At 66.4% G+C, this 12,846-nt stretch carries 12 protein-coding genes; 6 read left to right on the plus strand and 6 right to left on the minus strand.

Annotated features, from left to right (window positions below; translation table 11 throughout):
- Position 1 precedes the first annotated feature (1 nt).
- Positions 2-2,086: a M3 family metallopeptidase gene (locus RPB_RS22880; protein WP_011443411.1), complete on the minus strand. Its 2,085-nt coding sequence runs from the start codon at positions 2,084-2,086 to the stop codon at positions 2-4.
- Between the two features lie 199 nt (positions 2,087-2,285).
- On the opposite strand from RPB_RS22880, the gene RPB_RS22885 reads away from it, so the two are divergent.
- The 6 genes from RPB_RS22885 (at position 2,286) to RPB_RS22910 (ending at position 8,205) form a co-directional block, all read left to right on the plus strand.
- On the plus strand, positions 2,286-2,546 hold the full coding sequence (locus RPB_RS22885; protein WP_011443412.1) for a hypothetical protein: 261 nt from the start codon (positions 2,286-2,288) through the stop codon (positions 2,544-2,546).
- Positions 2,547-3,321: 775 nt separating this feature from the next.
- Positions 3,322-4,464, plus strand: coding sequence for a type III PLP-dependent enzyme (locus tag RPB_RS22890; RefSeq protein ID WP_011443413.1), 1,143 nt, complete (start codon positions 3,322-3,324; stop codon positions 4,462-4,464).
- Positions 4,465-4,703: 239 nt separating this feature from the next.
- On the plus strand, positions 4,704-5,291 hold the full coding sequence (locus RPB_RS22895) for a GNAT family N-acetyltransferase (protein WP_011443414.1): 588 nt from the start codon (positions 4,704-4,706) through the stop codon (positions 5,289-5,291).
- A 308-nt stretch (positions 5,292-5,599) separates the two neighbouring features.
- Complete coding sequence (locus RPB_RS22900; protein WP_011443416.1) at positions 5,600-5,986, plus strand: RidA family protein; 387 nt, start codon at positions 5,600-5,602, stop codon at positions 5,984-5,986.
- Between the two features lie 258 nt (positions 5,987-6,244).
- Complete coding sequence (gene rnk, locus RPB_RS22905; RefSeq protein WP_011443417.1) at positions 6,245-6,649, plus strand: nucleoside diphosphate kinase regulator; 405 nt, start codon at positions 6,245-6,247, stop codon at positions 6,647-6,649.
- A 122-nt stretch (positions 6,650-6,771) separates the two neighbouring features.
- A complete protein-coding gene (locus tag RPB_RS22910) occupies positions 6,772-8,205 on the plus strand; it encodes a homospermidine synthase (RefSeq protein ID WP_011443418.1) in 1,434 nt (477 codons plus the stop codon).
- A gap of 311 nt (positions 8,206-8,516) precedes the next feature.
- Here the strand turns inward: RPB_RS22910 and RPB_RS22915 are convergent, their stop codons facing one another.
- From RPB_RS22915 to RPB_RS22935, 5 genes are all read right to left on the minus strand, one after another.
- Positions 8,517-8,855: a hypothetical protein gene (locus RPB_RS22915; protein ID WP_198135142.1), complete on the minus strand. Its 339-nt coding sequence runs from the start codon at positions 8,853-8,855 to the stop codon at positions 8,517-8,519.
- Positions 8,856-8,963: 108 nt separating this feature from the next.
- On the minus strand, positions 8,964-9,686 hold the full coding sequence (locus RPB_RS22920; protein WP_011443420.1) for an MgtC/SapB family protein: 723 nt from the start codon (positions 9,684-9,686) through the stop codon (positions 8,964-8,966).
- Between the two features lie 33 nt (positions 9,687-9,719).
- Positions 9,720-10,739, minus strand: a complete 1,020-nt coding sequence (locus RPB_RS22925) for a WD40 repeat domain-containing protein (protein WP_011443421.1) — start codon at positions 10,737-10,739, stop codon at positions 9,720-9,722.
- The gene (locus tag RPB_RS22930; RefSeq protein ID WP_011443422.1) at positions 10,736-11,779 is read right to left on the minus strand and encodes a CobW family GTP-binding protein; all 1,044 of its coding nucleotides are present in this window, start codon (positions 11,777-11,779) and stop codon (positions 10,736-10,738) included. Before RPB_RS22930 ends, RPB_RS22925 begins: the two co-directional genes overlap by 4 nt.
- Positions 11,780-11,937: 158 nt before the next feature.
- Entirely contained in the window at positions 11,938-12,843 is a 906-nt protein-coding gene (locus tag RPB_RS22935; RefSeq protein ID WP_041799008.1) for a metal ABC transporter substrate-binding protein, read from the minus strand.
- Positions 12,844-12,846: the final 3 nt, after the last annotated feature.

A 12,846-nucleotide genomic window follows, 5' to 3' on the forward strand; every position in this document is an offset into this window, starting at 1 on the left:
GCTACGCCGCCTCCGGGGTTTCGAGCAGGCCGCGCCGGCGCAGCAGCGCGTCGGGCTCCGGCGCACGGCCGCGGAAGGCGATATAGGCCTCCTCCGGATCGCGTGAGCCGCCCGAGGCGTAGATGTCGTCGCGCAGCCGCTTCGCCACCTTGGGGTCGAAGATGTCGCCGGCCTCCTCGAAGGCGCCGAAGGCGTCGGCGTCCATCACTTCGGACCACATGTAGCTGTAATAGCCCGAGGCGTAGTGATCGCCGGAGAAGATGTGGCCGAACTGGGTCGGCCGGTGGCGCAGCGCGATCTCGTCCGGCATGCCGATCTTGTCGAGCTCGCGGCGCTCGAAATCGCGGATATCGCCGACGCTCGCGGCCGGCTGGGTGTGGAATTCGAGGTCGAGCAGCGCCGAGGACACGAATTCCACCGTGGCGAAGCCCTGGTTGAATTTGCGCGCGGCGATGAAGCGCTGCAGCAGATCGTCGGGCAGCGGCTCGCCGGTCTGGTAGTGCCGGGCGAAACGCCGCAGCACCTCGGGCCGCTCCTGCCAGTGCTCGTAGAGCTGCGAGGGCAGTTCGACGAAATCGGTGAACACGCTGGTGCCGGACAGCGACGGATAGGTCACGTCCGACATCATGCCGTGCAGGCCGTGGCCGAATTCGTGGAACAGCGTGCGGGCGTCGTCGGGCGACAGCAGCGACGGTTCGCCGTCGGCGCCCTTCGAAAAATTGCAGACATTGATGATCAGCGGCGCCACCGCGCCGTCGAGCTTCTGCTGGTCGCGCAGCGACGTCATCCAGGCGCCGGAGCGCTTCGACGGCCGGGCATAGTAATCGCCGTAGAACAGCCCGCGATGGCTGCCGTCGGCATCCTTCACTTCCCAGACCCGGACGTCCGGGTGCCACACCGGCACGTCCTTGCGCTCGGCGAACGTGACGCCGAACAGCCGGGTCGCGGTGTCGAAGGCCGCGACGATCATGTTGTCGAGCGACAGATACGGCTTGATCGCGGCGTCGTCGAAATTGGCGCGGCGCTGGCGCAGCTTCTCGGCGTAGAAGCGCCAGTCCCACGGCGCCAGCTCGAAATTGCCGCCCTCCTCCGTGACCAGCTCCTGCAGCGCGTCGCGGTCGGCCATCGCGCGGGCGCGCGCCGGCTTCCACACCCGCTCCAGCAGGCCGCGCACCGCTTCCGGCGTCTTGGCCATCGAATCCTCCAGCCGGTAGGCCGCGAAGGTCGGATAGCCGAGCAGCTTGGCGCTCTCCTCGCGCAGGCCGAGGATCTCGCCGATCAGCGCGTTGTTGTCGTTGGCGTTGCCGTTGTCGCCGCGGGCGATGAAGGCGCGGTAGACCTTCTCGCGCAGATCGCGGCGGCCGGACATCTTCAGGAACGGCTCGACCGAGGAGCGCGACAGCGTCACCACCGCCTTGCCGGGCAGGCCACGCTCGTCCGCCGCAGCGCGCGCGGCGGCGACGAAGCTGTCCGGCAGCCCCTCGGTATCGCCCTCGCCGATCTCCATGAACCAGTCCTGCTCGTCGCCGAGCAGATGGTGGCTGAAGTTGGTGCCGAGCTGCGCCAGCCGCTCGTTGATCTCGGCCATCCGCGCCTTCGCGGCCTCGTCGAGGCCGGCGCCGGAGCGGTGGAAGCGGGTGTAGGTGCGCTCCAGCAGGCGACGCTCTTCCGAGGTCAGCTTCAGCTCGGCGCGCTTGTCGTGCAGCGCCGCGATGCGGCCGAACAGCACGGCGTTCATCATGATCGGATTCCAGTGTCGCGCCATCCGCAGCGACACGTCCTTGTCGATCTCCAGCAGCGCCGGATTGGAGTGCGCCGAGACCAGGTCGTAGAACACCGCGGCGACCCGGTTGAGCAGCTTGCCGGAGCGCTCCAGCGCCGTGATGGTGTTGGCGAAGTCCGGCTCGGTCGGATCGTTGGCGATCGCGGCGATCTCGGCGGCATGGTCGGTGAACGCCCGCTCGAACGCCGGCAGGAAATGCTCGGGCACGATCTCGGTGAAGGGCGGGGTTTCGAACGGCGTGGTCCAGGCCTGCAACAGCGGATTGCCCGTGGGCGCGGCAATCGGTCCGGAGCTTTCAGACATCTAGAATTCCTGCGTTGGGCGTCGCGAATTGCGAACATATAGCACCGGGTGGGGCTTTTTTGCGCCCCGACCGCCGCCCGGTCACGGATTATTCACCCCGCGCAGCGCCGCAGTGCTGACACTTTGAAGGATCATCGGCTTTAGCTTGCCGCGGCTGGCTTTTTCAGAGAGATTGCGCCGCCCAACAGGACCCCGAACGATGAGCAAGCTTCCGAACCCGAACGCGACCCGCCGGATCGTCTGGCCGAGCGTCGTCACCGTCATCAGCGCCGCGATCCTGATCGGCGCCGAGGTGTTCGGCGCCGCCTTCGCGGGCGGCTGGGCGCTGGCGATCCTGTTCGGTCTCGACGAGACCTCCTCGCATATCCTGCAGGCGGTGCTGTTCGTGCTCGGCGTCGCGGTGATGATCGCCTTCGTCCGCAACGCGCAGCGCATCGAGCCGTTCTTCAAGCGCGCCTGAGCGCGGCGCTTCGCGCGCGTCGGAGTTTCGTCACATTCGATCGCACGGCACGCCGGGATCCGGCGCAGCGTTCGTCTCAAAACCGACGACAGCCGTTCAGAGCCTGCCCCGCAGGGATTTCTCGAACTAGTCGCGCGACGCTGCAGCCGTCATATCTTCAGACGTCGTTAGTGAACTTGAATAGTTGTTCATGTTGGTGGACGTTTGCGTGTCTCATCAGCAACGCTCGGAGCCTGCGGCGGATAAATTCGCCGTTAAGCCAAAAAAAATCTTGCGGACCAGCACTGAAACACCTATCTCCGGTCTTGCCCAATTTCGCACGTGCCTGTGGTCGTGTGTCGATCGGTAGGTATCCGGACAAGAGGCCGGACAGCCGCCAAGGGATGAAGAAGCCGAGGGTCTCGAAGCGAATTTCGCCAGAGGCCAGCATCTCTCTCAAGAGATGCCGTTGAAGGTGACTTCTTCTCTTGCAACCGTGATCGGCAGCCGGAGGCGAACCGGCGCACCCCGCTCTCAACGGGGGACGCGACTTAAAGCAACGACGGATCGGGCTTTTTTGGTCTCTGCCGGCTTTCCATCAGCCGGCGCGAATACCGAAGAGGCTTGTCCTTCATTGCCAGGTGTGCGGGCGGGAGCATCTCCCCTCCAATCCACGGCAGCACTGTTTGTCTGAGCTTTTTGGCTCGTCGCGCCTCCATCGCGCGCCGACGTCGAAGGCTCGGATCGGACGTCGTTTTTGAACGGTACCCATCGCTGGGCCGTTTGGGAGAGTGCTATGACCGAACGTATCCAGGAATTCCTCCGCGCCCGCCGCAACGAAGGTCAGGATCTCGAGCCCTGCCTGGTCGTCGACCTCGACGTCGTGCGCGACAACTTCGCCAGCTTCGCCAAGGCGTTGCCGGACAGCCGCGTGTTCTACGCGGTGAAGGCCAACCCGGCGCCGGAAGTGCTGTCGCTGCTGGCCTCGCTCGGCTCGTGCTTCGACTGCGCCTCGGTGCAGGAGATCCAGATGGCGCTGGCCGCCGGCGCGACGCCGGACCGCATCTCGTTCGGCAACACCATCAAGAAGGAACGCGACATCGCGCGCGCCTTCGCGCTCGGCATTCGCCTGTTCTCGGTCGACTGCAGCGCCGAGGTGGAGAAGATCGCGCGTTCGGCGCCGGGTTCGAAGGTGTTCTGCCGCATCCTGTACGATTGCGCCGGCGCCGAGTGGCCGCTGTCGCGCAAGTTCGGCTGCGATCCGGAGATGGCGGTCGACGTGCTCGACGCCGCCAAGCGCCTCGGCCTGGAGCCCTATGGAATCTCGTTCCATGTCGGCTCGCAGCAGCGCAAGGTGAAGGCGTGGGACCGTGCGCTGGCGATGGCCGCGACCGTGTTCCGCGACTGCGCCGAGCGCGGCATCAACCTGTCGATGGTCAACATGGGTGGCGGCTTCCCGACCAAGTATCTGAAGGAAGTGCCGGCCGTGGTGCAGTACGGGCGTTCGATCTTCCGGGCGCTGCGCAAGCACTTCGGCAACCAGATCCCGGAGACCATCATCGAGCCGGGCCGCGGCATGGTCGGCAACGCCGGCATCATCGAGACCGAGGTCGTTCTGATCTCCAAGAAGAGCGACGAGGACGAGATGCGCTGGGTCTATCTCGACATCGGCAAGTTCGGCGGTCTCGCCGAGACGATGGACGAGTCGATCCGCTACGCGATCAAGTCGCGCCATGACGGCGCGGAGATGGCGCCCTGCGTGCTCGCCGGCCCGACCTGCGATTCGGCCGACGTGATGTACGAGAAGTTGCCGTACCCGCTGCCGGTGACGCTCGAGATCGGCGACAAGCTGCTGATCGAAGGCACCGGCGCCTACACGTCGACCTACTCGGCGGTAGCCTTCAACGGCTTCCCGCCGCTGCGGACCTACCACATCTGAGGTTGTTCACCTCCCCCGCTTGCGGGGGAGAGCCTGCCCTCGGGCTTGACCCGAGGGTCGGATCGCGAAGCGATCCGGGTGGGGGAAAGAGCGACTCGCCCTCACCCCGGCCCTCTCCCGCAGGCGGGAGAGGGAGCAGAAGAATCGAGGCCGGCTTGCCGGCCTCTCCCTGTCACATGCAATTTTGCTGACAACACGCTGCCGGTGTGCGCACCGGACCGCGTGGGGATCGACGTGCCATGACGAACGCTCGGACCACCCTGACTGCCCTGAACGTCGCAGCTCTTCCGTTCGCGATCCGTGCGGAACAGAGCTCCGATATTGCTGCGCGTGAGCGCCTGTTGGATGCGTGCTTCGGCGAAGGCCGACATGCGCGCACCTGCCAGCGTTTGCGTGATGGACGCGCGCCCGCGGAAGGCTTGGCCTTCTCCGCGGTCCGTCAGGGTCGGCTGGTGGGCACCGTGCGTCTTTGGCACGTCGACGCAGGGGGCCGGGCCGCACTCGTGCTCGGCCCCCTCGCCGTCGATTCGTCGTGCCGCGAATTCGGCGTCGGCGGCGCGCTGATGCGCGCGGCGCTGGCGGAGGCCGCGGCGCGCGGCCATGGCGCGGTGATCCTGCTCGGCGACGCGCCGTATTATGCGCGTTTCGGCTTCACGTCTGATAAGATGGGCTTGCTGGCGCTGCCGGGGCCGTTCGAGCGCGACCGCCTGCTCGGCCTCGAGCTGCGGGACGGCGCGCTCGACGGCGCGAATGGCGTGATCGTCGCGACCGGTGCCGCCGCCAAGCCGGCGCGCGCCGAACGGGCGCGTCTTCGTCGCGCCGCGTAAGGAGAGTCCGATGCGTTTTCTGCGTTTTCCACGCCCGACCCATCGCGTCTTCGCACCGCGCGATCCGGCCAAGCGACCGCGCGTCACGGTGCTGGTCCTCACCGTGCTTGTGCTCAAGATCGCCGTCGACGCTTGGCGTCGGCGTCGGACCCGTGGGGCCGAGACAACTGTAGCCTAGCCCAATCGTATGTCAGGGCCGCGACAGTCTCGGCCCTGATTTGCTCGGCCTTGATTTGCTCGGCCTTGATTTGCAGAACCAGACGCGGCATGGGCTGCGCACCCTCCCCTTCAGTTCCAGGAATGACCCGATGCCGCGCCGCCTGATTTCCACCGGATCGCCGTTCGAGAAGACCGCCGGCTACAGCCGCGCCGTGGTCGACGGCGATTTCGTGTTCGTCTCCGGCACCACCGGGTTCGACTACGCGACGATGACGCTGCCCGAGGACGTCACGGCGCAGACCCGCAATTGCTTCAAGACCATCGCCAAGGCGCTCGCCGACGCCGGCTTCGAGATGGCCGACATCGTGCGCGCGACCTACTACATCACCGACGCCGCCGACGCCGACGCGGTGTTCGCGGTCTGCGGCGAGAACCTCGCTGACATCCGCCCCGCCGCGACGCTGCTGGTGGTCGCCGGGCTGTACAAGCCCGAGATGAAGGTCGAGATCGAAGTCACCGCCAAGCGCCGCAGCTAAACCCTGCTACTTTCACAACAATCGGCTCTCCGTTGACTTTGCGGCGGGGAGCCCCCAGTTTCTGAACCATGACGAAATTGCCCCGCAACCGTTTGACGCTGCGCGCCGGTCGCCTTCACGCAGGAAGGTGACCCGGACGCGCGCATGCGCGATCCGGGCTTTGATGTCGTCGACCCTCCCTTTCGCTCTTTCGTTCTGCCACCATCCCGAGATGCCGGCGCGCCCAGCGCGTCCGGCGTGACAGGAGCCGTGAAAGCCATGATCCAGTCTGTTGTTTGCCAGCGCCCGCCGATCGTCCTCCGTAGCCGCGACGCCGAACGGCTCGGCCAGCTCGCCGAGGCGGCCGCGCAGCGCCACCCGGCGACGGCCGATTTTCTTGCCGGCGAGGTGGCGCGTGCCGCGGTGACGCCGGATGGCGAGCCGCTCCCGGGCATCGTCTGCATGGACTCCGAGCTGACCTTCCGGGACGAGAGCACCGGCAAGGAGAAGCAGGTCACGCTGGTGTATCCGCCCGACGCCGATGTCGAGGCTGGCCGCATTTCGGTATTGACCCCGATCGGAGCGGCGCTTATCGGCCTCTCCGTCGGGCAGTCGATCACCTTCGAAACGCCGTCGGGCGAGCGGCGCTCCCTGACGGTGCTCAGCGTGTCCGAACCGAACTGACTGCACTGAGCCGATTGCTGCCGGGGTGACATCCGACTTTCACCCCGCCGTCGTATTCCAGATCCGTCCCGACCGCCCCTAGCGGGTTCGCCCCGTCCACCCCTGTCCGGAGTTCATCCCTGATGTCGTCCACTTCGAAGATTCACGCCAAGATCACCGGCCCCATCGTGATGATCGGCTTCGGCTCGATCGGCAAAGGCACCCTGCCGTTGATCGAGCGGCACTTCGAGTACGACAAGCACCGCTTCGTCATCATCGATCCGCACGAGGACGGCGAACTGGCGAAGAAGCACGGCGTGCGCTTCATCAGCGAGGGCGTCACCCGCGACAATTACCGCGAGCTCCTGATTCCGCTGCTCACCGAAGGCGGCGGCCAGGGCTTCTGCGTCAACCTGTCGGTCGATACCTGCTCGGTCGACATCATGACGATGTGCCAGGAGATCGGCGCGCTATATATCGACACCGTGATCGAGCCCTGGCTCGGCTTCTATTTCGACAAGAGCGCGGGCCCAGAGAAGCGCTCCAACTACGCGCTGCGCGAGACCCTGCTGGCCGCCAAGGCCAAGGCCGGCGAAGGCACCACCACCGCGGTCTCCACCTGCGGCGCCAACCCCGGCATGGTGTCGTGGTTCGTCAAGCAGGCGCTGATCGACATCGCCCGCGACACCGGCACCGAGATCAACGAACCGAAGAGCCGCGACGGCTGGGCGCAGCTCGCCCACAAGCTCGGTGTCAAGGGCATCCATATCGCCGAGCGCGACACCCAGCGCGCCAAGAATCCGAAGCCGATGAACGTGTTCGTCAACACCTGGTCGGTCGAAGGCTTCGTCTCCGAGGGCTTGCAGCCGGCCGAACTCGGCTGGGGCACCCACGAGACCTGGATGCCGGACAACGGCCGCACCCACAGCGAAGGCTGCGGCGCCGCGATCTACCTGCTGCAGCCCGGCGCCAACACCCGCGTCCGCACCTGGTGCCCGACGCCGGGCGCGCAATACGGCTTCCTGGTCACCCACAACGAGTCGATCTCGATCGCCGATTACTTCACGGTGCGCGACGGCCAGAACGTGGTGTACCGGCCGACCTGCCACTATGCCTATCACCCGGCCAACGACGCGGTGCTGTCGCTGCACGAAATGTTCGGCGCCACCGGTAAGATGCAGCCCAAATGGCACATCCTGGACGAGAACGAGATCGTCGACGGCATCGACGAGCTCGGCGTGCTGGTCTACGGCCACGCCAAGAACGCCTATTGGTACGGCTCGCAGCTGTCGATCGAAGAGACCCGCGAGATCTGCCCGTATCAGAACGCCACCGGCATGCAGGTGTCGTCGGCGGTGCTGGCCGGCATGGTGTGGGCGCTGGAGAATCCGGAAGCCGGCATCGTCGAGGCCGACGAGATGGACTACAAGCGCTGCCTCGAAGTGCAGATGCCGTATCTCGGCCCCGTCAAGGGCTACTACACCGACTGGACCCCGCTGACCGACCGCCCCGGCCTGTTCCCCGAGGACATCGACACCTCGGACCCGTGGCAGTTCCGCAACGTGCTGGTGCGCTGAAGGCAAGACCGCCTCGGCTTCACCACAACTACACGCGCCCCTCCCCGACCGCAGCGCGCCCCCTCTCCCGCTTGCGGGAGAGGGTTGGGGTGAGGGCGCCACGGGCAGTGAGTCCGCCATGAGTTGATAGGCGTGCCCTCACCCGCCGCGCTACGCGCGTCGACCTCTCCCGCAGGCGGGAGAGGTGCGCCGTGCCCGGGATGAGACCGCGCCCTCCGGAATCGCGCCGTCGCCGCAAACTCGGCGCAAAACAAAATCCGGGCGCGCGCAAGCGCGGCCCGGATCGAAGTCCACCGTCACGTTTCTTCAGCTCAACCCTTCGGCTGGATCGGCTCGCCCTTCTTTTCCGCGGGGGCGGGCGGCAGGGCTGGTTTGGCGCCGGCATCGACGGCGTCCGAATCGGGACGCGCAGGTTGCGGCGCAACGTCGTGCGGTCGCGCAGTGGAATCGCGCGGCGCATCGGGCGCCGTCGGCCTGGCCTCGGCGCCTGGCGTCGATTGCAGCGGATGGGTCGCCTGCGCGAGCTGCAGTCGGCCGCTGGAATCGACCTGCGTCAGCGAAAGCCCCGAAATCGCCACGCCGGCGGCGATCAGCAGGCCCGCCAGCACCAGATCGCGCTTCAATCCCCGCCCGTTATCCATCGTCGTCATGTTGAGCCTCATCCCTTGCCTGGCGAAACAACGGATGCGGGATGGCAACGTTCCGTTCCCGCGTGCGGCACGGGTTCCCGTTCGGTCGTATTTGAGTGACGACGTGAATCAATCCTTAGTGCTGGTTTCCCAGGTCGCGTAATCGACGCCCGGGCGTTTCTCCATGTCGGCGACGACGATGTCGAGTTCCCTCGGTTCGATCGAGGTCGACACCAGCGTCGCGACGATTTCGACCTTGTCGTCGGCGTGTTCGGAGGTTTCGACCTCGATCTCGGCGACCGGGTAATCGGCCGCTTCGAGCCGTTCTTCCAGTTGATCGCGGAGCTGATCGGCGGAGGCGCTGCCGGCGGTGAGCCGCACCGAATAGGTCGCCTCCGAGGAGCGCTCGTCGAACGGGATGCGGTTGATGGCATTGACCAGCGGCCGCAGCAGCGTGTTGCCGGCGATCACGAACACGGTCAGCGCCACCGCCTGCGCCACCATGTCGGCGCCGGCGCAGCAGCCGACCGCGGCCGAGCTCCACAGCGTCGCCGCGGTGTTGAGGCCGCGGACATTCATGCCCTCTTTCATGATCACGCCGGCGCCGAGGAAGCCGATGCCGGACACCACATAGGCGATCACATGCACCGCGCCGTCGACGCCCTTGAGGTGCATGGCGAGATCGACGAAGGCGGCGGCGCCCACCGCCACCAGCACGTTGGTGCGCAGCCCCGCCGCACGGGTCCGATATTGCCGCTCGGCGCCGATCAGCATGCCGAGCACGAAGGCTGCGCCCAGGCTGATCAGCGTGTCGAGGAAGTCGAGGGTCTGGAAGGTGGCGAGGAAGCGCATGAGAAAACCGCCCGGTCGGGAACCGGCTTCCTCTTACAGCGTCAGCAGTCCCGCTGCACCCTCCTCGTCGGCGAATGCCAGCAGACTGCCGCTCGCATTCCACGCCAGTGCCGTGACCGGCGGCGTGCCGTTGCGCCGGACCAGGATCTCGGCGCCGTCGGTGAGCCGCACCATCAGCACGGTGCCATCGCTGTAGCCGGTGGCGAGGATGTCCTGCTTGGGGTGGCACGCCACCATGCTGACGCGCGCCTGCAGCGGCGCCAGCATCGCCGGCTGCTTGCCCATCGGCCCGTCCTTGCTGGCGAACGGCCAGACGATCACGGCGTCGGCGCCCGAGGTAGCGAGGCCCTTGCCGCCCGAGGTCCAGGCCATCGACCGCACCCGGCCGGGATAGCCGGTCATCCGCATGTGCTTGGCGTCGGCGAGCCGCCAGCCGTGCAGCGCCGGCTCGTGCATCGACGTGACCAGAAAACGGTTGTCCGGGCTGAACATCACGCCGAGATGCGAGCCGGCCCATTCGAGCATTTCGGCATTGGCCGCCATGTTCGGAAACCACAGCGTCACGCCGTTGTAATGCGCGATCGCGAGCCGCATTCCCTTCGGCGCGAAAGCGAGGCCGCCGACCGTCGACGGCACCTCGAAGAATTTCTCCTCGGCCTTCGGCGCGCGGACGTAAGCGATCTTGCCCGCCGACCACGCCACCGCACCGTCCGGATGCAGCGCGACATTGTCGATCCAGCGCCGCTTGGCGTCGGTGGCGAACAGCTCGGCCTTGCCGCCCGCGTCGAGCGCCATCACCTTGCCGTCGTCGCCGCCGCTGACGATGCGCTTGCCGTCGGTGACCGAGCTGAGAACGGCGCCGCCGTGCAGCGCGACGGTCGAGCTCTCGCCATCCGACTTGGCAAAGGTCGCGTTTTCCTCCGCGCCGATGAACACCGCGGTGTCGCCGAGGAAATGCACCGCCCCCACCGGCGCGCCGATCGCGACCTCGCGGACGCGGTCGGTGACCGAGACGATCGAGGCCGCCTCGCCGGACGTTTCGAAGTCGCTCATTGCGCCACGCACTTCGCGAAGCCGTCGCGGATCGCCTGTTCGGGCAATTCGCGACCGATGAACACGACGCGGCTTTCGCGCGGCTCGTCGTCCTTCCAGGCGCGCTGGTGATCGCCCTCGAGCATCATGTGCACGCCCTGAAACACGTAGCGGTCGTCGTCACCCGCAAAAGACAGAATCCCCTTGGAGCGCAGGATCTTTCCGCCTTCGGTCTGCACCAATTGCTGCAGCCAGGGCATGAACTTCGCCGGGTCGATCGGCTTGTCGCTCTTCAGCGACAGCGATTGCATGTCCTCATCGTGATAGTGCTTCAGGCCGTGGCCGTGGTGGTCGTGATGATGATGACCATGATCGTGATCATGGTGGTGATCGTGATCGTCGCCGGCATCGAGAAACTCCGGCTCGATCTCCAGAATGCGGTCGAGATCGAACGCGCCGCGATCGAGTACGTCGGCGATCGGGATCTGGCAGCGTTCGGTGTGATGCAGCCGGGCATAGGGATTGATCGCGCGGATCCGCGCCTCGACTTCGGCGAGTTCGGCCTTGGTGACGAGGTCGGTCTTGTTGAGCACGATGACGTCCGCGAAGGCGATCTGGTTCTTGGCCTCGGGCGCATCCTTGAGGCGGTCGCTCAGCCATTTGGCGTCGGCCACCGTCACCACCGCGTCGAGCCGTGCGCTCGCCATCACGTCCTCGTCGACGAAGAAGGTCTGCGCCACCGGCGCCGGATCGGCGAGCCCGGTGGTCTCGACGATGATGGCGTCGAACTTGCCCTTGCGCTTCATCAGCCCGCCGAGAATCCGGACCAGGTCGCCGCGCACCGTGCAGCAGACGCAGCCATTGTTCATCTCGAACACTTCCTCGTCGGCACCGATGATCAGGTCGTTGTCGATGCCGATCTCGCCGAACTCGTTGACGATCACCGCGTATTTCTTGCCGTGATTCTCCGACAGGATGCGGTTGAGCAGCGTCGTCTTGCCGGCGCCGAGATAGCCGGTGAGCACGGTGACGGGAATTTTCGAGGCGGCGGAGTTCGTCATCAGGCAGGTGCTCCAGAACGAGCTCTCACCCTGAGGAGCGCACGACTGCGCGCATCTCGAAGGATGAGAGTGAAGGCGTTGTTTTCATCCAGCGAGACGCCCGTGCCTTACGGAAGACGTGGCGGCGGGCCCCTCGGGATGAGGCGAGGCAAGCGCGGCTAATCGGCCAGGGCGCTCGTCAGCGTCCTTATATTGTGCCTGACCATGTCAATGTAAGTGGGGGCGTCGCCGTTTTCGGCCGTCAGACTGTCGGAATACAGCGTCCCGCCGATCTTGGCGCCGGTCTCGGCGGCGATCCGCTGGATCAGCCGCGGGTCGCTGATGTTCTCCAGGAACACCGCGGGGATCTTGGATGCCCGGATCTGTTTGATGATGCGGGCGACGTCGCGGGCGCTGACTTCGGATTCGGTCGAGACGCCCTGCGGGGCAATGAAGGTGATGCCGTAGGCGTCGGCGAAATAGCCGAAGGCGTCGTGGCTCGAGATCACCTTGCGGGCCGCGGGCGGGATCTTCGCCGCCTCGTCCCGGACCTCGCGGTCGAGCGCGTCGAGCTTGCCGAGATAGGCCTCGGCATTGGCCCGGTAGACCGCCTCGCCGGCGGGATCGGCCGCGATCAGCGCGGCGCGGATGTTCGACATATATATTTTGGCGTTCGCCACCGACTGCCAGGCGTGCGGATCGGCGTGCTCGTCCTTGCCGTGGCTGTGGCCGTGCGAATCGCCCTCATCGGCGTCGCGTGTCTTGATGCCCTTGGTGGCGGTGACGATCGTGGCCTTGCCGCCGGACGACTGCACCAACCGCGGCAGCCAGCCTTCCAGGCCGAGCCCGTTGACGACCACCAGCCTCGCGTCGGCGACCTGCTTGGCGTCGCGCGGCGACGGCGTGTAGACGTGGACGTCGCCGGTCGGCCCGACCAGCGTGGTGACCGCGACCCGATCGCCCCCGACATTGCGGACGAAATCGCCGAGGATCGAAAAACTGGCGACCACGCCGATGCGCTCCTGCGCGCGCGCCGGCAACGCCGCGACCAACAATGAGACAACGGCGATGGCGATCCGGATCATGAT

The organism is Rhodopseudomonas palustris HaA2, from assembly GCF_000013365.1.
Classification (GTDB): Bacteria; Pseudomonadota; Alphaproteobacteria; order Rhizobiales; family Xanthobacteraceae; genus Rhodopseudomonas; species Rhodopseudomonas palustris_J.